The organism is Sinorhizobium sp. RAC02 (assembly GCF_001713395.1).
Taxonomy (GTDB): domain Bacteria; phylum Pseudomonadota; class Alphaproteobacteria; order Rhizobiales; family Rhizobiaceae; genus Shinella.
Window position 1 is genome coordinate 1,458,482 of record NZ_CP016452.1, and the last position, 23,763, is coordinate 1,482,244.

A 23,763-nucleotide genomic window follows, 5' to 3' on the forward strand; every position below is an offset into this window, starting at 1 on the left:
AGTATGGAGGTTGTGTTTTAACTGCGCAGCGTGTCTCGTCGCAGTCCAGGGATGAGAGGAAAAGGTATGATCGAATCCGCCGCCTATTTGAAGACCGAGCACGGCTCGAAATATCTGGTGCAATTGTGCAAGCACTTCGCCCACAAGGTTGACGTCACCTACTCGGACAATCACGGCAAATGCCGCTTCGACCGTGGCGTCGCCACGCTGGACGCGGATGCGGCCGGTCTGCGCGTGACGGTGAAGGCGGACGATGAGGAGAGCCTCGGCTGGGGCCAGTCGGTCATCGAATCCCATCTTGTCCGGTTTGCTTTCCGCGAAGAGCTCGGCGCCTTCGACTGGCAGCGTCAGGGCGAGGCCGCCTGACGAATTTCCTCTCACCGGCATGACCGGTGAAGCAGGCAATATCGCAGCCCGATCATGGGCCGTGCCGCCCGAGCCTTTCCGCAGGATCGGGTAAAGATGTACGACAACTACACGGGATCGCACAGCGAGCCGTGTCGTTGTCGATTGGCCAAGTCATCACAGAATTCTATGGCCTCATCTCATCGTTTCATGATTTCCGCCATCCAGCACCCTTGACTCTGAAACCTCCGACCTGACACATTTCGTTGTCAGACATCTTACATAAATGGGGATTCCGGTTTCCGGATCAAAAGGAGGACCACATGAAAACGCTCTTCATGCGACTGGCCGTAGGTGCCGCTTTCGTCGCAGCCGCCGTCTCGGCCCAGGCCGGCGAGACGCTTGACCGCGTCATGGAAAAGAAGGCGATGGTCGTTGCCACCAACAGCGGCTGGCCGCCCCAGAGCTATCTGGACGACAGCAACGAGATGGTCGGCTTCGACATCGACGTGTCGCGCGAGATCGCCAAGCGCCTCGGCGTCGAGGTCACCTTCGATACCCCGGACTGGGCGACGCTGACGGGTGGCCGCTGGCAGGGTCGTTACGATCTCGGCGTCGGCTCCGTGACGCCCACCAAGGCGCGCGCCCAGGTCATCGACTTCGTCGGCATCTATTACTACAGCCCCTATGTCTACGTTGTGCACAAGGACAGCGGCGCGAAGACCGTCACCGATCTCAACGGCAAGGTCATCGGCGTCGAGACGGCAACGACATCGGAAGACTTCATCAACCGCAAGCTGGAAATCGATGCGCCGGGCCTGCCGCCGATCGAATACAAGCTGGAGCCGGGCGAGGTTCGCACCTTCGCCGATTCCATGCTGCCCTTCGATGACCTGCGCCTCGGCGCCGGTGTGCGTCTCGATGCCGTGATCGCGCCGGAACAGACCGCGCTCAACGCCATCAAGAATGGCTATCCGCTGCGCGTTCTGGATGGCGACTATGCCTTCCGCGAGCCGCTCGTCGTCATCGCCGAAAAGGTCGATCCGGAATGGACCGCCAAGGTCGGCGGCATCATCGAAGAGATGAAGAAGGACGGCACGCTCGGCACGCTCACCACCAAGTGGTACGGCAAGGACTACAGCGCCGACTGATGAACTACCGGCGCGGGCGGTTTCCTGCCCGCGCCCTTCATATTCGAGGGGGAGCATGCGCATGGCCTATCCGGACACCTATTACAAACGCACCATGGCGGACCAGACGGCGCGCGCCGCCCTTTCGGGCACGGTCGAATGCGACGCGGTCATCGTCGGCGGCGGCCTTGCCGGCCTTTCGGCCGCCTTGCAGCTTGCCCGCGCCGGCAAGCGCGTCACGGTTCTGGAAGCCGAAAGCATCGGTTTCGGCGCCTCCGGGCGCAATGGCGGTTTCGTTGGGCCAGGCTACGCAACGGGCGGCGACGATATCGCGCGCGTTGTCGGCAAAAGCGCGGCACGCCAACTCCACCAGCTTTCCGTCGAGGGCATGGAGTTCATTCGCGAGAATATCCAGTCGCTCGGCATCGTGGATGCCAAGCCTGAGCCGGGCATCATGAGCGTGCTGCGCTACGATGATGGCGCGGGCCTCAAGGCCTATGCGGAAGCGACACGCAGGGACTATGGCTGCGAACTTGAATATATGGATCGCGATGCCGTGCGTTCGGTGCTGAAATCCGAACGCTATTTCCAGGCCCTGCGCAATCCGAACGCCTTCCACATGCATCCGCTCAACTATCTGCGGGCCATAGCACAGGAAATCGAACGCCTTGGCGGGCGAATCTGCGAACAGTCGCCAGCGACGTCCGTGGATCTTTCCGGTGCGGAAAAGCAGGTAACGACGGCTGGCGGTGTGGTGAAGGCCCGCGACGTGGTTTTCACGACGGGCGGCTATACTGGCGCGCTGAACGGCAGGCTGAAGCGCTCGTTCCTACCGATCGCCACCTATGTCATGGTGAGCGAAGAAGCGCCGGAGCTGATCGCCTCGGCGATCACCACCAGAAATGCGATCGGCGACAACCGTAGGGCAGGCGACTACTACCGCGTCGTCGACGGCGGCCGCCGCCTGCTCTGGGGCGGGCGCATTACCACCCATGCCGCTTCGACGGCGGGTCTCGTCAAGGAACTGCGCGACGAAATGGTCGGCACCTATCCGCAGCTTGCCGGCCTGAAGACGGAACTCGCCTGGTCGGGCCTGATGTCCTACGCCCGGCACCTGATGCCCCAGATCGGGCGCATGAGCCCCGGCGTCTGGTACTGCACCGCGTTCGGCGGGCACGGCCTCAACACGACGGCGATCGGCGGCAAGGTGATTGCCGAAGGCATTCTGGGCGAAAGCGAGCGCTACAAGCTGTATGAACCCTTCGGCCTCGTCTGGGCCGGCGGTCTTGCGGGGCTCGCCGTGGCGCAGCTCACCTATTGGAAGCTCCAGGCACAGGACTGGTGGCGCGAGCGCGCCGCCTGAAGCGTTTGCGGCGACGGCTTGCGGACATAAACAACAAGGCAAGGGCGGAACATGATCGGTCGACTGATACTCACCTACCCTGAAACATCACGCAGGGCCGGCGGCCTGCTGATCCTCGCCATGGTGACGGCGGCGCTTTACTCCATCGGCGTCAGTTCCGCCTGGCTTGGGCATCTCCTGCCGTCCTCGGCAACCTGGCTTGGCGAGAACCCGGCAGCCGGGCGACTTGTCTCGGCGGTGTTGATCGCCCTTATCGTAGCCGCGAACTGGAAGGCGCTGCGCCAGCTGTCGCGCCGCCAGCAGACCATCGCCGTCTGGGTCGAGCTGTTCTCGCTCCTGATGCTGTTCTTCTATTCCTTCGACCTCTCCTTCGCCTTCATCGCCAAGAAGGTGGGCTTTCTCATCACGCAGGGCGTGACGACGACGCTCTACATTTCCGCGATCTCCATCATCATCGCCACGATCATCGCGCTTGCCGGCGCCATTGCAAAACTCTCGAACAATGGCGTCATCTACGGCCTTGCGACCTTCTACACCTCGCTGTTCCGCGGCCTGCCGCTGCTCATGCAGATCTACATCATCTATCTCGGCCTGCCGCAGGTGGGCTATGTGATCGGCGCCGTCCCGGCCGGCATCCTCGCGCTGTCGCTCTGCTACGGCGCCTACATGACCGAAATCTTCCGCGCCGGCATCCAGAGCATCGACCGCGGGCAGACGGAGGGCGCCACCGCGCTCGGCCTCAGCCCGGCACAGACGATGACGCTCGTCATCCTTCCGCAGGCCATGCGCGTCATCATCCCGCCGACCGGCAACCAGTTCATCGCCATGTTGAAGGATTCGTCGCTCGTATCGGTCGTCGGCGTCTGGGAAATCATGTATCTCGCCCGCACCATGGGTCAGACCGAGTTCCGCCATATCGAGATGCTGATCACGGCCTCGATGATCTACTGGATTCTTTCGATCGGGCTGGAATATGCCCAGTCCCGCATCGAGGAACGGTTCGGTCGCTTCAATGCCCGCTGAGGCGCAGGCTATGAATGGCGGCGGCGCACCCATCGCGCCGTCGAACGGCCGCGGTGCGCTGATCGTGCTCGTGGCCTTTTCGATCTTTTCCGGAACCGACGCCATCGTGAAGATCATGGCGGCCGATATGCCGGCACCACAGGTGACATTCCTCGTCACCGTCACGGCGCTCGCTTTGCTGCTCGTCCATGCCCTCGTGACGGGGCGTGTGCGCCGGCTGGTGCCGCGCCAGCCGAGCCTTGCCTTCTGGCGTGCTCTGCTGCTTGCCGTGGATACCCTCTTGATCCACTACGCATTCGCAAAACTGCCCTTGGCGGAAGCCTATCTCATTGCCTTCCTGACGCCGATCCTCGTTGCCATGCTCGGTTTCTTCCTGCTCGGAGAGCGGCTCTCCACAGTGGGTTGGGCGGGTGTGCTGATCGGCTTTGCCGGCGTGGCCGTCGCGCTGAAGCCGGGCGTCGCACCGCTCAATCTCGGCCATGCCGCAGCCCTCGGCTCGGCGGTGTTCTTTGCGTTTTCGCTCATCCTGCTGCGCCGGGCGAAGCTTGCGGAGACGGACGAGGCGCTCGTCGCAAGCCTGCTGGTCGTCATGACGCCGGTCGCCCTGGGGGTCGCCGCCAGCTCCGGTGGTCTGATCGCGATCGGCCTTGCCGATCTGGGGTTCGCGCTGGCCGGCGGCGCCATGATGCTCGGCGGTCATGCGCTGCTGGTGCGGGCCTTCCGGGTCGGCGAAGCGTCGGTGGTGGCGCCGTTCCAGTACAGCCAGATCATCTGGGGCTGCCTCTATGGTGTGCTTCTCTTTGCAACACCGGTCGAGATGCACACGCTTGCCGGGGCGGCGATCATCATCTTTTCAGGCTGGCTGGTCCTGAAGTAGAAGCCCTTGCTGTAGCGATCCCATACGCTGCCTATAGCGGCTGCGGCTCCTGCGGAAACCCGCCGACATGCATGCAGGTTACTGCTGCCTGATCGCGACCGGCCTCAAGGCATTGCAATAGCGGCTGGCCGGCGATGCGGGCCGAGAGAAAGCCGGCTATGAAACTGTCGCCGGCACCGGTCGTATCGACCACATCGACCGGCCGGATGCCAATCTCGACGCGGTCCACGCCATCGCTGGCGAGCGAGCCCTTGCTGCCACGCGTGACGACGGCGAGCGGCACCCCATTTGCGAGAAGGCGCTGCAACAGGATCTCGGCCACGTCGTCGTCGCCGCCCGCCGAGGCGAAGGCGATGGAGAGGCCATCGGTGCCGAGATTGGACGGATCCGCATTGACCGAAATGTCCTGCGAGACGCTGACGCCGGCAGCAGCAAGCGCCCGGCGCAGGGCGCCGCCATCGTCCATCCAGCCGATATGGACGTGATCCATGCTCTTGAGGAGGGCGACTTCCGCATCGTTCGGCCTGTAGCCGGCGCAGGCGCCAAAATCCTCGTAGACAAAGACGCGGTCGCCGGAGGGCAAAACGTCGATCTCGGTGTAGGCGGTGATGCCGGGGCGTTCGCCAAGATAGGTGACATCGACGCCATTTGCCGAGAGCAATGTGCGTGTCCGCCTGCCGGCCGCATCGGGACCGACAGCGCCGAAATAGAGCGATGTCCAGCCGAGATGGGCGAGCTGCACGGCGACATTAACCGCATTGCCGCCGACAAGGGACTGCGAGACGGGCGGGCGGAAACGGTCGATGCAATTGTCGCCGACGGCGGCGAAGCGGAGGGGTCTCATACGGGTCTCGTGATGGGCTTCAAAGCCGCGAATACAGCACCACCTGCATTCGCGACTTTGGAAGGGTCGTCAAGTCACCGAGGTCAGTAGGTGACACGCTTGTAGTAGCGCCGCGTCGTCAGAGGGTGGTTGCGCATGACCTCGAGATGCGCGCTGATGCGCTCCAGCACGGTCGCCAGCAGCACCGGCGAGACCAGTGCCCGCACCTCCGGCGAAATGCCCGGCAGGTCGAATTCGGCGGTGTCCAACACCGCCAGCTTGTCCGTATAGCTAGGAACGAAAGCCTGGACGCGGTCGGCGAGCGGGCGCAACGCATCTTCACCCTTGAAGAGGATGACGCTCACGCCCTTCTCTACCAGTTCCAGCGTGCCGTGGAAGAAGTCGGAGGCATGCACCGGGCGGGTGCGGATCCACTGCATTTCTTCCAGGATGCACATGCCGTAGTAGAAGGCTTCCGGCCAGACGTTTCCGGCGCCGGTGACGATATGGTAGTCGGAGCCCGCCAGCACCGCGGCGAAAGCCTCCGCCTTTGGCTCATAGGCGCGCTTCACCCCCAGCAGCAGTTCCGGCATGCGGGCGAGTTCGGCGATGAGCGCGTCATGGTTTTCGATTTCACCGCGATGTTTCAGGATCGCGAGCGCGACGAAGAGCGACTGGAGATAGAACGACTCGCAGGACGTGTCATCCTCGGCGAAGTTGATGAAGACATGGTCGCCGCCCTTGCCGAGCGGCGTTTCCGCATGCCCCACCAGCGTGATGACCGTCGCACCGATCGCCTTCAGCTTGTCGAGCAGCGCCACACTCTCCTTTGTCGTACCGGAGAGGGAGGGCATGACGATGATCGACTTGTCGGTCAGATTGGCCGAGCCGGTGAGCACGAGTTCCGCCGGCATGTCGATGAAGGCGGGGAAACGCGAGCGGCGTTGCAACAATTGCGCCGCCGGTTGCATCAGGATTGCCGCGCCGCCTGTGCCAAGGAAGAAGATGTTTTCTGCGCCCGCCGACAGGCAGGAGCCGACCACGCTTTCCAGCCGCGCCTGCAAGCCGACTGCGCCAGACTGGATGCGGAGGAATCTCTGCTCGTCAAAATTCAACATGGTTCTGCCCCCGATGAAGATCATTTCAATGTTGTCTGACAACTGACATCGCGACATTTGTCTGTCAAGATGGTGGAGCCGAAAATTCAGGGGACACGAAAGCGTAACATATTGCACACGGTTATGCCGAATCTGCTCGCACTTGACCGGTCAAAATTTGTCAGACAAGAAAGGAAGCGTGATCAATGAACACAGAGGCATTTCGGTGGACGAGCCCCTTCGCGATTCGCGCACCCTCGCCGTCCAGCTACGCGACCGGATTGCCGACCTGATCCGTGACGAGGGACTGCGGCCGGGCGACAAGCTGCCGACCGAGGCGCAACTCACCCAGCGTTTCAAGATTTCCCGGCCCGCTCTGCGCGAGGCGCTGAAACTGCTCGAACAGGACGACGTGATCTATGTGGAGCATGGCCGCGGGCGTTTCGTCTCGGCGCTCTCCGCAGTCCAGGTCGACCGGCCGATCACCGTCTTCGAGAGCGTCACCGACATGACGCGCCAATACGGCTACCGCCCAGTCAACAAGGTTCTGTCGATCTCGGAAGAGACACCGGACACGCGCGTCGCCGAGGGTCTGCGATTGGGCCCAACCGACCGCGTCATCCGTATCGAGCGCATTCGCCTGCATGAAGACGAGCCGATTCTCTACTGCGTTGACTACCTGCCGCGCGGCATCATCCCGGGCCGGCTCTACGATATCGACTGGAGCGGGTCGCTCCTGAATCTTCTCGAGGAGTACGGCAACCGCCCCCGCATGTCGGCGGCGAGCGTTTCCGCCGTGCTGTTGCCGGACGAGGTGATCGAGCGCCATGGCCTGCGGGATTTCGGCCCGGCACTGCTGATCACCGAAGTCTGTTTCAACGCGGCCGGCGAGCCGGTCAATTATGCGATCGATTACCATCGCGGCAGTCATTTTTCCTTCAGCCTGACGCGCAAATAGCTGCCGGCACCCAATCCAGCAGAGGCAGACATGACCGATCAGGCCACCCGAAGAGTAGCGCTCATTGCCGGCGGGGCCGGCGGCATGGGGGCGGCGATCGCTGCACGGCTATCCGCCGGCGGTTATGCCGTTGCCATCGCGGATCTCGAATCGGAACGACTGACCGCAACGGTGGAAAGGCTCGCGGGCGAGGGCGGCGATGCGCTCGCCGTTCCGCTCGACATGCGCAAGGTCGCCTCCTGCGCTTCTGCGGTTGAGGCTGTGATCGGCTGGCGCGGCCGCCTCGACGTGGTCGTCAATTCCGCCGGCGTCTGGCGCGAAGGCGATTCCGTGACAATGACCGAGGCGGACTGGGACATCGTCATGGACGTCAATCTCAAGGGGGCGTTCTTCCTCATCCAAGCCGCCATTCCGCATCTCGGCGCCGGCACCTCGATCGTCAACATCGCCTCGGACGCGGGCCTCGTCGGCAACAATGGCGCGGCCATCTACTGTGCCTCGAAGGGTGGGCTCGTGCTCCTCACCAAGGCTTTGGCGCTGGAACTCGCCCCGCGCCAGATCCGCGTCAATGCCGTCTGCCCGGGCGATGTCGCGACGCCGATGATCGAGTTCCAAGCCGACCGTTATGGCGACGGCGATCCGGATGGCTACAAGGCGAAGCTGCTCGCCAATTATCCACAGAAGGCGGCGGCGCGCTTCATCAAGCCCGAGGAAATCGCCCGCATGGTGGCCTTCCTCTGCGAACCGGACGCGGCACCGATCACGGGTGCCGCGCTGTCGGTCGATTTCGGCGTGACGGCAGGCTACTGAGGAGACGGGTATGCAGCGCAAGACAGCGATTATCACAGGGGCGGGGGCGAAGGACGGCATCGGCTTTGCCTGCGCAAAAAGCCTTGCCGAAGAAGGGTATGCGGTTCATCTCGTCGCAACCAGCGACCGCATCCTCGCCCGCGCCGAAGAGCTTCGCGCGGCGGATTTCTCGGCCACGGGCCATCTCTGTGATCTCACCTCCAAGGCCGCCGTCGAAAAGCTCCGGCAGGTGACCGGGCCGGCGGCCGTGCTCGTCAACAATGCCGGCATGGGCAGCCTCGCCCAGCCGGCGCTCCAGCGGCATTTCGTGGACCTGGAGGAAGAGGACTGGGACCACGGCATTTCAGTCACCCTCAAGACGGCCTTCCTCGCCACCCGCATCTACCTGCCGGACATGCTGGCGGACGGCTATGGCCGGGTCGTCAATGTCGCATCGGTGACCGGCCCCTATGTCGCCAATCCCGGCGAGACCGCCTATTCCGCCGCCAAGGCCGGCATGGTGGGCATGACGCATGCGCTGGCGCTCGAAGCCGGCCCGCGCGGCGTCACCATCAATGCAGTGGCGCCCGGCTGGATCGAAACCGGCGCCTCCACGGAAGAGGAACGCCGTGCCGCGCAGGCCACGCCCTGCGGCCGCGCCGGCCGGCCGGACGAAGTGGCCGCCGCGGTCGCCTTCCTCGCCTCGCCGAAAGCCAGCTACATAAATGGTGCGGTTCTCGTCGTGGATGGCGGCAACATCCTGCAAGAGGCAAAGCACTGATGCCGGATCGGGAGAATTGGAGCGGTGCTTTGCCGAATTCTGTTAGTCCCCGAGCACCTGCCGGTCGTCGCCGTCGTGCTTGGCCTGCATGGCGCGATGGTCGCTCAGGGTTATGACGACCCGGAGGGGGATTTTCTCGAGCACGTTCGCGACCGTGTCGGCCCGAACGTGCTGATCGCCGTCGAGTTCGATATCACCATCTACCCGACGAGCCGCGAGCCGATGCGCTCCTTTGTCGACCGGCTGAAGGCGATGGAAGGCAAGGGCGGCATCCTGTCGACTTCCGTCATTCACGGTTTCATGGCCGGCGACGTGCCGGAAATGGGCACGCGCATCGTCGTCATCACGGATGATGACCAAGCGAAGGGGGGGCCGTGTCGCCGACCCGCTGGGGCTCGATCCTGTCATTTCCGGTTGACGGCGGCCGCCAAAGCCGGTGGTTCTTGGACGAAACATTCCAGAGGAGAATCGGCCATGGCTGACTACGACGCACCCTTCTTCATCGAGGATACCGACGAGAGCGAGATTTCCTCCGACGTCGCCGGCCTCGGCAACCTGCTTGTCACCACGCATATTCCACTCGCCGCGGACGGCTCGCTGGAAACCGGGGACATCAAGACCCAGAGCATCGCGACGCTGGAAAGCCTGAAGACCTCGCTGGAAAAAGCCGGCAGCAGCCTTGCCGACGTGATGCACCTGACGATCTATCTCACCGACATGGCCGAGCGTCCGGCCTTCAACGAGGTCTACTGCGCCTATTTTAAGAAGCCCTATCCGGTCCGCTGTGCCGTCGGCGCCGCGGCCCTTGCCGACCCCGGCATGAAGGTCGAGGTGACGGCGATGGCGGCGCGGCGCAGGCGCGTCTGAGATTTCGTCGCATTCTCCGTGCGAACAGGCCCGCCGGCAGGGGAAGTCGGCAGGCCTTCTGACTGATATGCATATTTTCTATAAAAATAGTCAATTTCAGAAATCCGTGCCTGCTACCTCTCGTTTTCGTTTGTTATCCCTATGAACATCCGAAGTCTCAAGCGGAGCGGGAACGATGAATGCGCATGTCGAAAACACTCTCTTCAACGTCCGTGACACGGCGGCACTCGATCACCCGGCGGATGCCGATCACCTGAAAGCGGCCCTGCGCACACTGGGCGGCGGCGTCAGCATCATCACGGCAGGCGAGGGCGAAAGCCGCACGGGCGCGACCGTCACCTCCGCGACGGCTCTGTCCATGGAGCCGGCGCGTATGCTCGTCTCCCTCAATCGCACCTCGTCCACCTGGCCCGTCGTCGAGCGCTACGGCCATCTCGGCATCAACATCGTCGGTGCCAGCCATGAAGCGCTCGCCGACCAGTTCGCCGGGCGCGGCGGCCTTCGTGGGCCGGACCGCTATCGGGGTGCCGAATGGACCACGGCCGTCAGCGGCGCGCCGCTGCTCGTCGATGCCGTCGCGGCGATCGATTGTACCGTCGAGGAAGCCATCGAGCGGCACAGCCACGTCATCGTTATCGGCAGGGTTCTGGCGATCCGCATCGGCACCGGTCATTCGCTGCTCTATCAGGACGGTCGCTATCACGCCGTGCCCCGGTAACGGCTAAGCGGTCACCCGCCGCAGGCATCACCCACTCTGCAATGCCCCAACCCGCAGCTGGCGGGATCGAGAACCTGCGGCCGCGCGGCCGTCTTCGAAAGGCAACAAGATGACACGCAAGATCAGACTTGGCGCCTTCCTTCCCGGCGGGGGACAGCACGTCGCCTCGTGGCGGCATCCGGACCAGCCGGTCGACGGCGCAACGAGCTTCGCATTCCACAGGCAGCTCGCCGAGACGGCCGAACGCGGGCTCTTCGACGCCTACTTTCTCGCCGACAACCTCGCCATCGGCTTTGGCGGTGCGCGTGAAGGCGGCAATGCGCGTATCGCGGGCTTCGAGCCGGTGACGCTGTTCTCCGCGCTCGCCCCCTTGACCACGAATATTGGCTTCATCGCCACGGCGTCCACGACCTATGAGGAGCCTTACAACACAGCGCGCAAATTCGCTTCGCTGGACCTCCTCTCCGGCGGCAGGGCCGGCTGGAACGTCGTCACCACGACCGGCGACCCGACCGCGCAGAACTTCAACCGCGACACCCAGCTTCCCCATGCCGCGCGGTATCGGCGCGCCGCCGAGCATGTCGACGTGGTCAAGAAACTCTGGGACAGCTTCGAGGATGACGCCTTCATTCGCGACAAGGAGAGCGGCGTCTTCTACGATCAGGAAAAGCTGCATGAGAGCGAACATCGCGGTGAACATTTCCAGGTGCGCGGGCCGCTCAACGTTCCCCGCTCGCCGCAAGGCCATCCGGTAATCGTGCAGGCCGGCCAGTCGGAAGACGGACGCGGACTTGCCGCCGCCACCGCCGAGGTAATCTTCACCGCACATCAGCACATCGAGACGGCGCAGGAATTCTACCGCGATATCAAGGCGCGCGCGCGTGGCCTCGGCCGCAGCCCGGACCATATTCTCGTCATGCCCGGTGTGGCGCCTTTCGTCGGACGTACTGAAGCCGAGGCGCGAGAGAAATACAACCGTCTGACGGCACTCATCGTCGAAGAAGACGGCATCGGCCTGTTGAACGGCCTCACCGGCGGCACGCTCGATTTGCGCGGCTATGACGTCGACGGCCCGCTGCCGCCCGCCCCACCGACCGAGGGCATGAAGAGCCGGCAGGCGCTGATCCGCCAGATCGCCGACGAAAACAATTTCTCCATTCGCCAGCTCTATCAGTGGATCGCCACCGCGCGGGGCCATTTCACCATCGTCGGCACGCCGGAAACGATCGTCGATACCCTGCAGGAATGGTTCGAGAACGAGGCCGCCGACGGCTTCAACATCCTGCCGCCATGGTTGCCGACCGGGCTTGAGGATTTCGTCGAGCTGATCGTGCCGGAACTCCAGCGCCGCGGCCTGTTCCGCACGGCCTACGAGGGCCGGACACTGCGCGAAAATCTCGGCCTGCCGTACCCCGTCAACCTCTGGGCCGGCGCGCGCGCCACGGCCCAGGCTGCCGAGTAAGGAGAGCGCCATGTCCTACGAAAACGTCAATTCCACCCTTGGTGCGGACTTCCGCCTGACCAACGGCCCCCGCGCAACACCGGCTCTCATCACCCGGTTGAATGCCCTGTTGCCGGCATTCTTCGCCCGTTACGGGCTGGTGCTGGCCTTCCTGGCGCTCTGGCAGGTTTCGAGCACGCAAGGGTGGGTCAATCCGTCCGTCTTCCCGCCGCTCGACCTTATCCTGTCCGCCCTTTGGGGCAGTCTTTCGAGCGGGGCGCTGCTGGATGACATCGCCATCAGCCTCCAGCGCGCCGGCATCGCCTTTGCCGCCGCCGTGGTTATCGGCATCCCGCTCGGCCTCGTTATGGGGCAGGCGCGGGTCATCGAGCAGGCGCTCGACCCGCTACTGCAATTCTTCCGCCAGACCTCCGCGCTTGCGCTCTATCCGGTCTTCATCCTGCTGCTCGGCCTTGGCGAAACCTCGAAGGTCTTCGTCATCTTCTGGGCGACGCTCTTTCCGATCCTGCTTTCGACGATCGGCGGCGTGAAGGAAGTCGACACCAAGCTCATCGAGATGGCGCGAACCTACGGTGCGGGGCGCCTCGCAATCTTCCGTCGCGTCGTACTTCCGGCCTCGGTTCCGGCGATTTTCGTGGGCCTCAGGCTTTCGGCAACCACGGCGCTGCTGCTGCTCATCGCCGCCGAGATGATCGGCGCAAACAAGGGCATCGGCTTCCAGGTGATGAACGCCCAGTACAATTTCCAGATTCCGCTGATGTTCGCTGCCATCCTGCTGCTGGCACTGCTCGGTCTGCTTGCCAATGCGGTGCTCGTCCTTCTCCAGCGCAAGCTCTGCCGCTGGGCGCAGCCCAACGCCTGATCCCAATTTTTCTTTCCGAAAGGACACGTCCATGACCTTCCATTCCCGCAAACTGCTCCTCTCCGCAGCCCTCTTTATCGGCCTCGCCGGCACCGCCTCGGCGGAAGACGTCAAGCTGCGCTATCTCGCCAGCCAGGGCGGCCTTTCCGCCCATGAGCTGGCGGCCGAACTCGGCTATTTCGACGGAACCGGCATCACGATCGAAAATGTCGGTTATGCCACGGGTGGCCCGGCCTCGCTGATCGCGCTTGCCTCGGGCGATGTGGAACTCGGCAGCGCCGCGACATCGGCTGTCTTGAATTCCATTATCAGCGGCAACGACTTCGTCGCGGCCTATCCCTCGAACGGCATCAACAAGGAAGTCGAATCGATTTTCTATGTGCTGGAAGACAGCCCGATCAAGGACATCAAGGATATTGCCGGCAAGAGCATCGCCGTGAACACGCTCGGCGCCCATCTCGATTACACGATCCGCGAGGCGCTGCATTCGGTCGGACTGCCCACGGATGCCGCCAACCAGATCGTCGTGCCCGGGCCGCAACTTGAGCAGGTTCTGCGGTCCGGCCAGGTGGATATTTCCGCCTTCGGCTATTGGCAGACAACATTCGAGGGCGCAGCAAGAAAGACCGGTGGCCTGCGTGCGGTCTTCGGCGATACGGATGTGCTCGGCGAAATCGCCGGCGGTTTCGTCGTGCTGCGACGCGACTTCATCAAGGCGCATCCGGAGGCTGCCAAGACCTTCGTGGAACAGTCCGCGCGCGCCCTCGACTATGCCCGCGAGCATCCGGAAGAAACCCGTAAGATCTTCGCGAAAGCCTTGGGAGAACGCGGCGAAAACCCTGAAATCGCGCAGTATTTTCGTGGTTACGGCGTGCGCGCCGGTGGTCTTCCGGTCGAGCGGGACGTGCAGTTCTGGATCGACGTGCTGGTCCGCGAGGGTAAGCTGAAGGAAGGCCAGCTTGCGGCCAAGGACGTGCTTTACTCTCCCGATGCTGCAACAAACTGAGGCACGATCATGAGCCTTGCTCCACAGACTGTGCGCGGGGAGGTGACGATCCGTCACCTCTCCAAATCCTTCACCCTGAACGGCCGACCGCTGCCGGTTCTCAGCGATGTCAACCTGCAGATCCGCTCCGGCGAAAGCCTCGCCATCGTCGGCGCCAGCGGCTCCGGCAAGACGACGCTGCTGCGCATTCTGGCCGGCCTCGACGAGGCCGACAACGGCGAGGTGCTGATCGACGGCAAGGCGGTTAAAGGCATGGGGGCCGAGCGCGCCGTCATCTTCCAGGAACCGCGCCTGCTGCCTTGGCTGACCGTACTCGACAACGTCGCCTTCGGTCTCGATACCCGTGGTGGCGTCAGCCGGGAGGAGGCGCGCAACCGGGCCCGACGCTACGTGCATCTTGTCGGGCTCCAGGCCTTCGAGACCGCATACCCGCGCCAACTCTCCGGCGGCATGGCGCAGCGCGTCGGCATTGCACGCGCCCTTGCCGTCCAGCCGGAAATCCTGCTGCTCGATGAGCCGCTGGGCGCGCTCGACGCCATGACCAAGATCAGCATGCAGCAGGAACTGACGCGCATCTGGCGCGACGAGGACGTGACGACCATCCTCGTTACGCACGATCTGGAGGAAGCGATCTATCTCGCCGACCGCATTCTCATCCTGCCGCGCGAGAAAAATGCCGCGCCGCGACTGATTGAAATCGATCTGCCGCGCCCGCGCGACCGGAGTTCGCCGCAATTCGTTCGCCACCGCGAAGAGCTGCTGAACCTCTTCGGGCTGCACTGACCGCAATCCCCTGACGATTGCCTTTGACCCCGCCTGCTTCGGCCGGTAGACGAACGTCATTCGACCGGGGCAGGCGTTTTTGTTGACGCCTGGCCTCATCGGACGGACAGAATCTTTCGACGAGGATCCCATGACCGATCTTTTCGATGCCGCACCGCGCACAGGCTCCATGCCGCTTGCCGCCGAACTGCGGCCGGCCACGCTGGACGATGTGATCGGCCAGGAGAAGATCATCGGCGAGGGTACGATGCTGCGCCGGCGTATCGCAGCCGGCCGGCTCGGCAGCATCATCCTCTACGGCCCGCCGGGTCTGGGGAAGACGTCGATCGCGCGCGCCATCGGCAACATGCTCGGAAAAAGCTTTCGGCCGCTGCATGCCGCACACAACAATGTTGCCGATATCCGCAAGATCGCCGATGAGGCGCGCATGCGGCCGACGCTGCTTTTTGCAGACGAGGTGCATCGCTTCAGCGCCACCCAGCAGGATCACCTTCTGGCGCTCTGCGAGGAGGGCGTCGCCGATTTCATCGGCGCGACGACCGGCAATCCCTATCACACGCTGACGCCCGCTCTCATATCCCGCTCGACCATTCTGAAGCTCGAGCCGCTTACCCTCGAGGAGATGGAGGAAGTGGTGCAGCGCGGCCTTGCCCATCTGGCGGCGCGCGGCCTGGACGTCCGGCTTGAGCCTGCTCAATTGCGCCGTATCGCAGGCCGTTCCGGCGGCGATGCGCGGCGCGCGCTGACCGTGCTGGAGGGCCTCGCTGTCGGCCATGCGCCGGACAAGCCGGTCGTCATAACCGAGGCCATGGTCGAGGAGGCCTATGCGGCCGCTCCCGTCAATCACGACCGGTCCGGCGATGCGCATTATGATGTGGTCTCGGCCTTCGTGAAGTCGATGCGCGGCTCCGATCCTGATGCGACGCTCTACTGGCTCGCCCGGCTGATCCATGGCGGCGAGGATCCGCGCTACATCGCGCGGCGCATCATGATTCACGCCTCGGAAGATGTCGGCCTTGCCGACAACACGGCTTTGCAGACCGCCGTCGCCGCACTGCACTCCGTGGAAAAGATCGGTTATCCCGAGGCGCAAATCATTCTGGCGCACGCTGCACTGCACGTCGCCCGTGCGCCGAAATCCAATTCCGCTTGCCGTGGCATTTCGCTGGCGCTGGCGCATGTGGCAAACGAGGCGCCGTCGGCCGTGCCGATGCACCTGCGCGATGCGCATTACAAGGGCGCGACCGCACTCGGCCATGTCGGCTATGCCTTTCCGCATGACGACGGACGTGGCTGGAGCGAACAGGTCTATGCACCGGATGTGCCACCCGGCAGCTTCTACCAGAGCGACGCCCGTGATGCGGCGACCTTCGAGCGGCGTGCCGACGAGCATTGGGATCAGGTGACGGGCCGTCCGACGCCGCGCCGGTTCGGCGGCGGGCGCTGAGGCTCAAGCCTCGACGAGGCCAGCCCTGATGCGGTTGACGACCGTCCAGACCAGCAGCACGCAGGTCATCGGCTGGATATGCCATGTCCATGCCGGCAGGACGCCGAAAACGGCGACCAGTGCACCGAGCGCGCCGAACAGCAGTGCCCGGTCGCTCTTGCCCATCGGCCCCTCGTAGTTGCGCCCCTTGCCATGCGCGACGCCGAGCACGCCGGCAAATTCCGTCAGTGTGGCGAGGAAGATGATCGCGAAGAGCCATGGCAGCGAGAAGGGGGCGATCAGCGCGAAGGGCACATAGAGCGCGGCATCGGAGATGACATCGGTGATCTCGTTGAGATAGCCGCCAAGCGCGCTCTTCTGCCCATGTTCGCGGGCCAGCATGCCATCGACGGCATTGAACGCCATGCGCAGGACCATCCAGATCGGCACTAGCGCGAACAGGGCGGGCTCGGGACGTAGAACGAGAAGCGCGCCGATCGCGACCGAGACTGTTGCCGCGATGAGTGTCACCTGGTTGGCGGTGACGCCCAGGCCTGCGAGCCGGCCGACAAGCGGGCGAAGAAGGGTCTGGAAGGACGATTTCAGTTTATAGATCGACATGAAAGTTTAAATCCGCTCGATTGCCTTCAACAAATGCAGACGCAACGCTATGAAATCAACTGCAAACCGCAGGGCTCATCCGTATAGGGTGGACAAGGTTTGAAAGGGAGTGAGGATCGTATGATCGAATCGGCGTTTGCGAGCCACGATGGCGTGGAGCTTTTCTATCGCACCTGGCCCGCACGCTCCGGCACGGCGAAGGGTGCGATCGTGCTCCTGCACCGCGGCCATGAGCACAGCGGCCGGGTGGCCCATATCGCCGAAGAGCTCGGCCTCGACAACTTTGCCATCTACGCCTGGGATGCCCGCGGGCATGGCCGATCCCCCGGCGAGCGCGGTCACTCGCCGTCCTTTGCCCATTCGGTGCGCGACCTCGACTGCTTCGTGCGCCACATCCGCGAGACGGGCGGCTTCGCAATGGATCAGATCGCCGTCATCGCCCAGAGCGTCGGCGCGGTGCTGGCCGCAACCTGGGTGCATGACTATGCGCCGGATATCCGCGCACTGGTGCTTGCCTCACCCGCTTTCGACGTCAAGCTCTACGTGCCCTTCGCCAAGGAGGGGATTGCGCTGTGGCAGAAGCTGAAGGGCACGTTCTTCGTCAATTCCTACGTGAAGGCGCGCTTCCTGACGCATGATCCGGCGCGAATCGCCTCCTTCGAGGCCGATCCGCTGATCACCCGCCCAATCGCCTCCAACATCCTGCTCGAACTCTACGAGGCGGCGGACCGGGTGGTCGCCGATGCGCGCGCCATCACCGTGCCGACACAACTCCTCATCTCGGGCGCCGATTTCGTCGTGCGCCACGGGCCGCAGCACCGTTTCTTCGAAAACCTCGGCAGCACGATCAAGGAACGGCATGTGCTGCCCGGTTTCTACCACGACACGCTGGGCGAGCGGGATCGGGCGAAAGCCCTGGAGAAGGTGCGCGCCTTCGTCACGGCGCGTTTCGCCGAGCCGCCGGTGGTGGCGGATGTCCGCCGTGCGCATCTTTCCGGCTACACCCGCGACGAGGCCGACCGGCTGGCGACGCCGCTGCCGCTTCTGTCGCCGCGCGGGCTCTACTGGGCGATGACGCGCGCCTCGATCCGCTTTGGCGGGCTGTTTTCCAAAGGCATCGCCACTGGCGTGCGCACCGGCTTCGATTCCGGCTCGACGCTGGATTACGTCTATGAGAACGAACCGCGCGGCCTGGGGCCGGGGGGCCGCCTGATCGACCGGCAGTTTATCGACGCCATCGGCTGGCGCGGCATCCGCCAGCGCAAGGTCCATCTGGAGGAACTGATCGGCAAGGCACTCTCGCGTCTCAAGACCGAAGGCAAGCCGCTTCGCGTGCTGGATATCGCAGCCGGTCACGGGCGCTACGTGCTCGACGCGGTGGCGGCATCGGAGGCGAAACCCGAAAGGATCCGCCTGCAGGACTGTTCGCCGATCAACGTGGAGAAGGGGACGGCCCTGATCGCCGAGCGGGGTCTTCAAGGCGTCGCCGCCTTCCACCGCGCCGATGCCTTCGATACGGAAGGACTGGCGACGATAGAACCGCGACCGACGCTTGCCATCGTCTCCGGCCTCTACGAACTCTTCCCGGACAATGCCATGATCGAGGCCTCGCTTGCCGGCCTTGCGCGTGCCGTGGAGCCCGGGTCGCTTTTGATCTACACCGGCCAACCCTGGCATCCGCAGCTGGAAATGATCGCCCGCGCACTGACCTCGCACCGTGGCGGCGAGGCCTGGATCATGCGCCGGCGTACCCAGCAGGAAATGGACCAGCTCGTTGCCGCCGCCGGCTTCCGCAAGATCGAGCAGCGCATCGACAAGTGGGGCATTTTCACTGTCTCGCTGGCCGAACGTCTCTGAGGCCGGCATGGGAGAGGGCATCGTACCGGTTCTTGTCACCGATCGCCGCGCGGTCTTTCGCGCGGCGGCACTCTGGCTCGCCGTCCTGGCGCCGTTCTTCTACCTGACCTACGGCACCGCAAACTGGCTGGCTTCTTTACGGACAGGGGTGCCGAACCTCGCCTTCGGCTGGGAAACACACATTCCCTTCATCGCCTGGACGATCATCCCCTACTGGTCGATCAACGCCTTCTATGCGCTCTCGCTCTTCGTCAACGACACGCCGGATGAGGTGGGCCGGCTGGCACGGCGCTATCTTACGGCGCAGGTCGTCGCCGTCGTCTGCTTCATTGTCCTGCCCTTGCAGGCCATTTTCGTGCGGCCGGAGACGGACGGCCTGCCCGGCTTCATGTTCGACGTGCTTGGCGGTTTCGACAAGCCATTCAACCAGGCGCCGTCACTGCATATCGCGCTACTCGTCATCATCTGGGATCATTGGCGTGGGCGGCTACACGGGATCGGGCTCGCCGTCTGGCATGTCTGGTGCCTGCTGATCGGCCTTTCCGTGCTGACAACCTGGCAGCATCACGTCATCGACATCCCGACCGGCGCCTTGCTCGGCCTCTTCGCGCTCTGGCTTTTTCCGGCGGGCAAACCCTCACCGCTCGCCGGTTTCCGCCGGACAAATGATGCGAAGGCGTGGCGGCTCGCGACCTACTACGCCGCCGGCGCAGTGGTGTTCCTCATCCTGACAATCCTCGCGACGTTGGATTCCGGGGCGGGGCTGCTTCTGCTCTGGCCGAGCCTAGCGCTTGCCATCGTGGCACTCGGCTATGCCGGGGCAGGGACGGCCGTTTTCCAGAAACAGGCGGATGGACGCATCAGCCTTGCCAGCCGATGGCTGCTTGCACCCTACCGCCTTGGCGCGCGGCTGAACATCCTGTGGTGGACCCGGAAGCTTCCACCGGCAGTGGAGGTGGCGGACGGCGTCTTCCTCGGTCGCTATCCATCCCGTGGGGGCCTTTCGACCTATGTCGCGGTGATCGACCTGTCGGCGGAATTTCCGGGACATAACGTGCCTGGCCTCGCCTGGCACGCCTTTCCCGTCCTTGATCTGCTTTCTGCCTCCGCGCCGCGCATTCGTGAAGCGGCGATGGCGGTCGAGGAGGCGCGGCGGCACGGCCCCGTTCTCGTCAGTTGCGCGCTCGGCTTCCAACGGAGCGCCGCCGTTGCAAGCTGCTGGCTGATGCGGTCGGGCCACGCCACCAATGCGGCCGCGGCCGTGGCGCAGGTCAAGGCGAAGGGCCGGCCGGTCCATCTTCCATTTGACGCCTATGCCCTTATCGAGGAGGCCGCGCGGTGACGGACTGGAAGGGGGTTGCAGGCGACGCCGGTCGCCGCCTGCGGCGGAACGGCCTGATCGGCGGCGCGCTGGCTCTGCTGATCCTCGCGATCGCCCCGCCAACGGCGGGCGTGCATGGCTTTACCGCACCGCTCGGCTGGTGGCTGCTGCTGGCCTTCTGCCTGTTGCCGCTTGCCGTCTCGGTCCATCTGCTGTTTGACGCAGCACTCTTCCAGCTTGCCGCGTCCCATGACACGGAAGAGGCAGGTCTCTCTGCCATCGATGATGTCTTGTCTCGCACGGGGCTCCGGGCGAGGGACCACACGCCGCGATCGCTGGCGGAGCGTCTTCAGGGATGCCGCCGGCTTGTCTGGTTCCAGCGCGCATCGCTCGCCATCGGTGTGGTGCTCTATGCCATCCTTCTCCTCGACGCGATGGATGGAGGCGGCGCATGACGGGTGGTGGAGCGTCCCTCCTGCAAAAAGTGTCCGGCGCAGCACTTGCGGGCCTTTCCCGCGCCGTCACCGGCGTCAGGCCGATCTGGGCGGGCGCAGCACCGAACGGCCGGCAGCGCATCTATTTTGCCAATCATGCAAGCCATGGTGATTTCATCCTGATCTCGACCTGCCTGTATCCGGCCGAGCGCAGCCGCACCGCCGCCGTCGCGGGCGCCGACTATTGGAACGCGGATTCCGTCCGCCGTTTCATTTCCGGAAAGCTGCTGCGCACGGTGCTCGTCGAGCGCAACTGGGTCGAGCGCACGGCCGATCCTTTGCAGGTCATGCTCTCGGCGCTCGAAGCGGGCGAATCCTTGATCTTCTTTCCGGAGGGCACGCGCAACATGACCGAAGAGCCGCTGCTGCGCTTCCGCTCAGGCCTCTACAATCTCGCGGCCGCCCGGCCGGATGTCGAACTTGTGCCCTGCTGGATCGAGAACATGTCGCGCGTGCTGCCCAAGGGAGCGGTACTGCCCGTGCCGTTGCTCTGCCGCGTGGTTTTTGGCGCGCCGATCGTGCTGGAGGCCGAGGAGGAGCGCAAGGCTTTTCTCGACAGGGCCCGACAGGCACTTTTGGCGCTGGCGCCGCAAAATGATGGAAACCGCTGATGAGCGACGATACCACACGCCTCTTTTTCGGCCTCGTTGCCGTGCTCGTCACGGCAAGCGTCGTGGCTGGTGCGCTTTCCTATCGCAGTCCGAAACCGCTGCCGTCGACGCTCGAAAATCTCAACGCGCGCATCAAGGCCTGGTGGATCATGGTGACGGGCATCAGCGTCGCCTTCCTGTTCGGCACGGGCGGGGTGATCCTGCTGTTCGCCTTCGTCTCCTTCGCGGCGCTTCGCGAATATGTCACGCTGACCAACACGCGCCATGCCGACCGCTGGACGCTGCTCGGCATGTTCCTGATCATCATACCGGTGCAGTACTACCTGATCTGGATCGACTGGTACGGGCTCTATTCGATCTTCATCCCCGTCTACTGCTTCCTCGCCATGCCGGCGCTGACGGCAATCCGGGGCGATACATCGCGTTTCCTCGAACGGGTCACCGAACAGCAATGGGGCATCATGCTCTCGGTCTATTGCATCAGCCACGTGCCGGCGCTTGTGACCTTGCCCATTCCGGGCAACGAGGGACGCGGCCTGCTTCTGATCGCCTTCCTCATCGCCACCGTGCAGGGCAGCGACGTGCTGCAATATATCTTCGGAAAACTCTTCGGCCGGCACAAGGTCGCGCCGAGCATTTCGCCGTCGAAGACCTGGGAAGGCCTGATCGGCGGCATTGCCAGCGCCTCGCTGCTTGGGGCCGGGCTCTACTGGCTGACACCCTTCTCACCCTTCGAGGCGGGCGTGCTGGCAGGACTTGCCTGCATCATGGGCTTCTTCGGCGGCCTGGTCGCTTCGGCAATCAAGCGCGACCGCGGCGTCAAGGACTGGGGCCACATGATCGAGGGCCATGGCGGCATGCTCGACCGTGCAGATAGCCTCGTCTTCGCAGCCCCGGTCTTCTTTCACATCGTGCGCTACGCCTGGACCTGATCAGCGGCGCTTCGGCATGGGCACCAGCGGCCCGAGGCTGTCGAGATAGGTCGATGCCCCGCCGTTTTCGTAAGTCGAGAACGCGACGTTGCGATCGCGGTAGGATTTCAGTACCTGGCCGAGGCCGTTGGCGCCTTCGGCGCGCACCTGGCGCACGAGGCCAAGATCGATGTTGATCGGGAAGATTTCCGTGACCTGGCCACACTGGTGCACGACATTGCCGGTCGGATCGGCGACCAGCGAACGGCCGACGCCGCCGGCATCGAGCCCGTTCACGTCGATGACGTAGCAGGAGAACATCACCGCCGTCGCCTGCACGATGGCGAGTTCCGCCTTGCGGTCCGTCGTGCCTGTCAGCACGGGGTGAATGAGCACCTCGACGCCCGCCGAGGTCAGCGTGCGCGTCGTCTCCGGGACCCAGATGTCGTAGCAGATGGAAAGGCCGAAGCGGCCGACATCCGGCACGTCGAAGATCAGGAAATCAGTGCCGCCGGTCACGCCCGCCTCGAAAGGCATGAAGGGGAACATCTTGTCGTAGCGCCCCACGATCTCACCGTCCGGATTGATGACAACCGAATGATTGTAGGTCCTGCCCTCCCGGTGCACGAAATAGGTGCCGGGAATGATCCAGACGCGGTGTTTTGCGGCGAGCGCCTGGAAAACGGCCTCGTCGGCGAGCGGATCTTCCGCCGCGCAGGCATGCAGCGGACCGTGCATGGCGAGTTCGGAAAAGACGATCATATCGGTGCCTGGATAGAGCGCCATGGTCTTTTCCACCTGGATCGTCATGGCCGCGATGTTGCGGCCGGTGATCGGCACCGACATCTGGATGCCGGCAATCATGAAGCGGGAATTGTCCCGCCGGCCGGCGGAGGCGGGCATAGCGTTTGCGTCGGAAAAGGTGCCTGACATGATGTATCTCTATGGAAGCTATTTGCCGGTGCGGACAGCGGGCCGGGTCGGCACGCCGCGCGGCGTCGGGGAGACGAGATCGTCGAAGGCCACGCCCCGGTAGGGCTTGCTCGACTTGAGCACGATGTAGCTCGAAAGATTGCCGATCTTGGGGCCGAGCCGCAAAAGCTCGTCCGACAGCATCTGGTAGGAGGCGATATCAGGGCAGACGAAGCGTACGAGATAATCGATCGGCCCGCTGACCTTGGTGCATTCCACCACGTAGCGCATCTCTTCGACCATCGTTTCGAAGATCTCGAAATCCTCCAACCCATGGCTGTTGAGCGTCACCGCGGCGATGACGTCGACATGGCGGCAGACCTTCGCGAGGTCGATAATGGCATGGTAATTGGTAATGACGCCGGCTTTTTCGAGCCGCTTCACCCGCTGCAGGCAGGGGCTGGGCGAAAGGCCCACGGCATCGGCCAGTTCCTGGTTCGTCATGCGCGCATTGGCCTGAAGACATGCCAGAATACGCAGATCGATCTGATCGAGCCGGATCGACCCGTCTTCATCCTTCATTCACTCGCCCCCTGCTGCATGGACGGGCCATGCGTCTCCCGATGAGCGTGGCCCGACAGCCTCGACCCATAAGGATACGTTTGTCCCGACCCTGTCAAGCTGGCCTCCGGGTCACCGTTTCGCCCCTCCCGGTCCCCCCTTGGC

The 23,763-nt window shown here is 63.9% G+C and carries 25 protein-coding genes and 1 pseudogene; 21 read left to right on the top strand and 5 right to left on the bottom strand.

Translation table 11 applies throughout. The features are described 5' to 3' along the window. Positions 1–66 precede the first annotated feature (66 nt). The 5 genes from BSY16_RS27785 (at position 67) to BSY16_RS27805 (ending at position 4,738) form a co-directional block, all read left to right on the top strand. Positions 67–366 carry a DUF2218 domain-containing protein gene (locus BSY16_RS27785; protein ID WP_150130167.1) on the top strand — a complete coding sequence of 100 codons (300 nt, stop codon included), beginning with the start codon at positions 67–69 and terminating at the stop codon, positions 364–366. A 302-nt stretch (positions 367–668) separates the two neighbouring features. Beyond that, positions 669–1,496 carry a transporter substrate-binding domain-containing protein gene (locus BSY16_RS27790; protein WP_069063000.1) on the top strand — a complete coding sequence of 276 codons (828 nt, stop codon included), beginning with the start codon at positions 669–671 and terminating at the stop codon, positions 1,494–1,496. Positions 1,497–1,557: 61 nt separating this feature from the next. Continuing rightward, positions 1,558–2,838, top strand: coding sequence for an NAD(P)/FAD-dependent oxidoreductase (locus tag BSY16_RS27795; protein ID WP_069063001.1), 1,281 nt, complete (start codon positions 1,558–1,560; stop codon positions 2,836–2,838). Positions 2,839–2,889: 51 nt separating this feature from the next. After that, positions 2,890–3,861 carry an amino acid ABC transporter permease gene (locus BSY16_RS27800; RefSeq protein WP_069063002.1) on the top strand — a complete coding sequence of 324 codons (972 nt, stop codon included), beginning with the start codon at positions 2,890–2,892 and terminating at the stop codon, positions 3,859–3,861. Beyond that, positions 3,851–4,738 (top strand): DMT family transporter, encoded by an 888-nt coding sequence (locus BSY16_RS27805; RefSeq protein WP_286157271.1) that lies wholly within the window; start codon positions 3,851–3,853, stop codon positions 4,736–4,738. Before BSY16_RS27800 ends, BSY16_RS27805 begins: the two co-directional genes overlap by 11 nt. A 31-nt stretch (positions 4,739–4,769) precedes the next feature. Here the strand turns inward: BSY16_RS27805 and BSY16_RS27810 are convergent, their stop codons facing one another. Both BSY16_RS27810 and BSY16_RS27815 read right to left on the bottom strand, forming a co-directional pair. Beyond that, entirely contained in the window at positions 4,770–5,582 is an 813-nt protein-coding gene (locus BSY16_RS27810; protein WP_069063004.1) for a PfkB family carbohydrate kinase, read from the bottom strand. A gap of 83 nt (positions 5,583–5,665) precedes the next feature. Further along, positions 5,666–6,679 (bottom strand): SIS domain-containing protein, encoded by a 1,014-nt coding sequence (locus BSY16_RS27815; RefSeq protein WP_069063748.1) that lies wholly within the window; start codon positions 6,677–6,679, stop codon positions 5,666–5,668. 205 nt (positions 6,680–6,884) lie between these two features. On the opposite strand from BSY16_RS27815, the gene BSY16_RS27820 reads away from it, so the two are divergent. The 11 genes and pseudogenes from BSY16_RS27820 to BSY16_RS27865 all read left to right on the top strand — a co-directional run bounded on the left by BSY16_RS27820 (position 6,885) and on the right by BSY16_RS27865 (position 16,331). Then, on the top strand, positions 6,885–7,616 hold the full coding sequence (locus tag BSY16_RS27820; protein ID WP_069063749.1) for a GntR family transcriptional regulator: 732 nt from the start codon (positions 6,885–6,887) through the stop codon (positions 7,614–7,616). A 30-nt stretch (positions 7,617–7,646) separates the two neighbouring features. Beyond that, positions 7,647–8,426: an SDR family NAD(P)-dependent oxidoreductase gene (locus BSY16_RS27825; RefSeq protein ID WP_069063005.1), complete on the top strand. Its 780-nt coding sequence runs from the start codon at positions 7,647–7,649 to the stop codon at positions 8,424–8,426. Positions 8,427–8,436: 10 nt separating this feature from the next. Further along, on the top strand, positions 8,437–9,186 hold the full coding sequence (locus BSY16_RS27830; RefSeq protein ID WP_069063006.1) for an SDR family NAD(P)-dependent oxidoreductase: 750 nt from the start codon (positions 8,437–8,439) through the stop codon (positions 9,184–9,186). A 57-nt stretch (positions 9,187–9,243) separates the two neighbouring features. Continuing rightward, positions 9,244–9,555, top strand: a pseudogene (locus tag BSY16_RS31765) (M81 family metallopeptidase); the annotation flags it as partial. A 105-nt stretch (positions 9,556–9,660) separates the two neighbouring features. Then, positions 9,661–10,053 (top strand): RidA family protein, encoded by a 393-nt coding sequence (locus BSY16_RS27835; protein WP_069063750.1) that lies wholly within the window; start codon positions 9,661–9,663, stop codon positions 10,051–10,053. A 175-nt stretch (positions 10,054–10,228) separates the two neighbouring features. After that, on the top strand, positions 10,229–10,771 hold the full coding sequence (locus BSY16_RS27840; RefSeq protein ID WP_069063007.1) for a flavin reductase family protein: 543 nt from the start codon (positions 10,229–10,231) through the stop codon (positions 10,769–10,771). Positions 10,772–10,880: 109 nt separating this feature from the next. Beyond that, entirely contained in the window at positions 10,881–12,233 is a 1,353-nt protein-coding gene (locus BSY16_RS27845; protein ID WP_069063008.1) for an LLM class flavin-dependent oxidoreductase, read from the top strand. 10 nt (positions 12,234–12,243) lie between these two features. Further along, on the top strand, positions 12,244–13,095 hold the full coding sequence (locus tag BSY16_RS27850) for an ABC transporter permease (protein ID WP_069063009.1): 852 nt from the start codon (positions 12,244–12,246) through the stop codon (positions 13,093–13,095). A gap of 31 nt (positions 13,096–13,126) precedes the next feature. Further along, entirely contained in the window at positions 13,127–14,101 is a 975-nt protein-coding gene (locus BSY16_RS27855; RefSeq protein WP_069063010.1) for an ABC transporter substrate-binding protein, read from the top strand. Between the two features lie 9 nt (positions 14,102–14,110). Then, positions 14,111–14,884 carry an ABC transporter ATP-binding protein gene (locus tag BSY16_RS27860; protein WP_069063011.1) on the top strand — a complete coding sequence of 258 codons (774 nt, stop codon included), beginning with the start codon at positions 14,111–14,113 and terminating at the stop codon, positions 14,882–14,884. A 130-nt stretch (positions 14,885–15,014) separates the two neighbouring features. Then, positions 15,015–16,331: a replication-associated recombination protein A gene (locus BSY16_RS27865; RefSeq protein WP_069063012.1), complete on the top strand. Its 1,317-nt coding sequence runs from the start codon at positions 15,015–15,017 to the stop codon at positions 16,329–16,331. Between the two features lie 3 nt (positions 16,332–16,334). On the opposite strand, the gene BSY16_RS27870 is transcribed toward BSY16_RS27865, so the two are convergent. Next, the gene (locus tag BSY16_RS27870) at positions 16,335–16,931 is read right to left on the bottom strand and encodes a CDP-alcohol phosphatidyltransferase family protein (protein ID WP_069063013.1); all 597 of its coding nucleotides are present in this window, start codon (positions 16,929–16,931) and stop codon (positions 16,335–16,337) included. Positions 16,932–17,051: 120 nt separating this feature from the next. Here BSY16_RS27870 and BSY16_RS27875 point away from each other — a divergent pair, with 120 nt between their 5' ends. From BSY16_RS27875 to BSY16_RS27895, 5 genes are read left to right on the top strand one after another with little or no spacing between them, the layout of a single operon-like run. Then, positions 17,052–18,788, top strand: a complete 1,737-nt coding sequence (locus BSY16_RS27875) for a bifunctional alpha/beta hydrolase/class I SAM-dependent methyltransferase (protein WP_069063014.1) — start codon at positions 17,052–17,054, stop codon at positions 18,786–18,788. A gap of 7 nt (positions 18,789–18,795) precedes the next feature. After that, a complete protein-coding gene (locus tag BSY16_RS27880) occupies positions 18,796–20,130 on the top strand; it encodes a phosphatase PAP2/dual specificity phosphatase family protein (RefSeq protein WP_069063015.1) in 1,335 nt (444 codons plus the stop codon). Continuing rightward, positions 20,127–20,564 carry a hypothetical protein gene (locus tag BSY16_RS27885; protein ID WP_069063016.1) on the top strand — a complete coding sequence of 146 codons (438 nt, stop codon included), beginning with the start codon at positions 20,127–20,129 and terminating at the stop codon, positions 20,562–20,564. The genes BSY16_RS27880 and BSY16_RS27885 overlap by 4 nt, the downstream gene beginning before the upstream one ends. Beyond that, entirely contained in the window at positions 20,561–21,214 is a 654-nt protein-coding gene (locus tag BSY16_RS27890; RefSeq protein ID WP_069063017.1) for a lysophospholipid acyltransferase family protein, read from the top strand. Before BSY16_RS27885 ends, BSY16_RS27890 begins: the two co-directional genes overlap by 4 nt. Next, positions 21,214–22,146 (top strand): phosphatidate cytidylyltransferase, encoded by a 933-nt coding sequence (locus BSY16_RS27895; RefSeq protein WP_069063018.1) that lies wholly within the window; start codon positions 21,214–21,216, stop codon positions 22,144–22,146. The genes BSY16_RS27890 and BSY16_RS27895 overlap by 1 nt, the downstream gene beginning before the upstream one ends. Here BSY16_RS27895 and BSY16_RS27900 read toward each other — a convergent pair whose 3' ends face one another. Continuing rightward, positions 22,147–23,058, bottom strand: coding sequence for a carbon-nitrogen hydrolase family protein (locus BSY16_RS27900; protein ID WP_286157273.1), 912 nt, complete (start codon positions 23,056–23,058; stop codon positions 22,147–22,149). Between the two features lie 18 nt (positions 23,059–23,076). Further along, the gene (locus BSY16_RS27905; RefSeq protein ID WP_069063019.1) at positions 23,077–23,619 is read right to left on the bottom strand and encodes an Lrp/AsnC family transcriptional regulator; all 543 of its coding nucleotides are present in this window, start codon (positions 23,617–23,619) and stop codon (positions 23,077–23,079) included. Positions 23,620–23,763: the final 144 nt, after the last annotated feature.

Excerpts from the sequence above, each read along its gene's own strand:
- BSY16_RS27865 (WP_069063012.1), top strand. The coding sequence starts at position 15,015 with ATGACCGATCTTTTCGATGCCGCACCGCGCACAGGCTCCATGCCGCTT.
- BSY16_RS27825 (WP_069063005.1), top strand. The coding sequence starts at position 7,647 with ATGACCGATCAGGCCACCCGAAGAGTAGCGCTCATTGCCGGCGGGGCC.
- BSY16_RS27835 (WP_069063750.1), top strand. The coding sequence starts at position 9,661 with ATGGCTGACTACGACGCACCCTTCTTCATCGAGGATACCGACGAGAGC.
- BSY16_RS27800 (WP_069063002.1), top strand. The coding sequence starts at position 2,890 with ATGATCGGTCGACTGATACTCACCTACCCTGAAACATCACGCAGGGCC.
- BSY16_RS27890 (WP_069063017.1), top strand. The coding sequence starts at position 20,561 with ATGACGGGTGGTGGAGCGTCCCTCCTGCAAAAAGTGTCCGGCGCAGCA.
- BSY16_RS27785 (WP_150130167.1), top strand. The coding sequence starts at position 67 with ATGATCGAATCCGCCGCCTATTTGAAGACCGAGCACGGCTCGAAATAT.
- BSY16_RS27905 (WP_069063019.1), bottom strand. The coding sequence starts at position 23,619 with ATGAAGGATGAAGACGGGTCGATCCGGCTCGATCAGATCGATCTGCGT.
- BSY16_RS27840 (WP_069063007.1), top strand. The coding sequence starts at position 10,229 with ATGAATGCGCATGTCGAAAACACTCTCTTCAACGTCCGTGACACGGCG.
- BSY16_RS27875 (WP_069063014.1), top strand. The coding sequence starts at position 17,052 with ATGATCGAATCGGCGTTTGCGAGCCACGATGGCGTGGAGCTTTTCTAT.
- BSY16_RS27895 (WP_069063018.1), top strand. The coding sequence starts at position 21,214 with ATGAGCGACGATACCACACGCCTCTTTTTCGGCCTCGTTGCCGTGCTC.
- BSY16_RS27815 (WP_069063748.1), bottom strand. The coding sequence starts at position 6,679 with ATGTTGAATTTTGACGAGCAGAGATTCCTCCGCATCCAGTCTGGCGCA.
- BSY16_RS27810 (WP_069063004.1), bottom strand. The coding sequence starts at position 5,582 with ATGAGACCCCTCCGCTTCGCCGCCGTCGGCGACAATTGCATCGACCGT.
- BSY16_RS27845 (WP_069063008.1), top strand. The coding sequence starts at position 10,881 with ATGACACGCAAGATCAGACTTGGCGCCTTCCTTCCCGGCGGGGGACAG.
- BSY16_RS27855 (WP_069063010.1), top strand. The coding sequence starts at position 13,127 with ATGACCTTCCATTCCCGCAAACTGCTCCTCTCCGCAGCCCTCTTTATC.
- BSY16_RS27850 (WP_069063009.1), top strand. The coding sequence starts at position 12,244 with ATGTCCTACGAAAACGTCAATTCCACCCTTGGTGCGGACTTCCGCCTG.
- BSY16_RS27900 (WP_286157273.1), bottom strand. The coding sequence starts at position 23,058 with ATGTCAGGCACCTTTTCCGACGCAAACGCTATGCCCGCCTCCGCCGGC.
- BSY16_RS27880 (WP_069063015.1), top strand. The coding sequence starts at position 18,796 with ATGGGAGAGGGCATCGTACCGGTTCTTGTCACCGATCGCCGCGCGGTC.
- BSY16_RS27790 (WP_069063000.1), top strand. The coding sequence starts at position 669 with ATGAAAACGCTCTTCATGCGACTGGCCGTAGGTGCCGCTTTCGTCGCA.
- BSY16_RS27805 (WP_286157271.1), top strand. The coding sequence starts at position 3,851 with ATGCCCGCTGAGGCGCAGGCTATGAATGGCGGCGGCGCACCCATCGCG.
- BSY16_RS27860 (WP_069063011.1), top strand. The coding sequence starts at position 14,111 with ATGAGCCTTGCTCCACAGACTGTGCGCGGGGAGGTGACGATCCGTCAC.
- BSY16_RS27830 (WP_069063006.1), top strand. The coding sequence starts at position 8,437 with ATGCAGCGCAAGACAGCGATTATCACAGGGGCGGGGGCGAAGGACGGC.
- BSY16_RS27870 (WP_069063013.1), bottom strand. The coding sequence starts at position 16,931 with ATGTCGATCTATAAACTGAAATCGTCCTTCCAGACCCTTCTTCGCCCG.
- BSY16_RS27795 (WP_069063001.1), top strand. The coding sequence starts at position 1,558 with ATGGCCTATCCGGACACCTATTACAAACGCACCATGGCGGACCAGACG.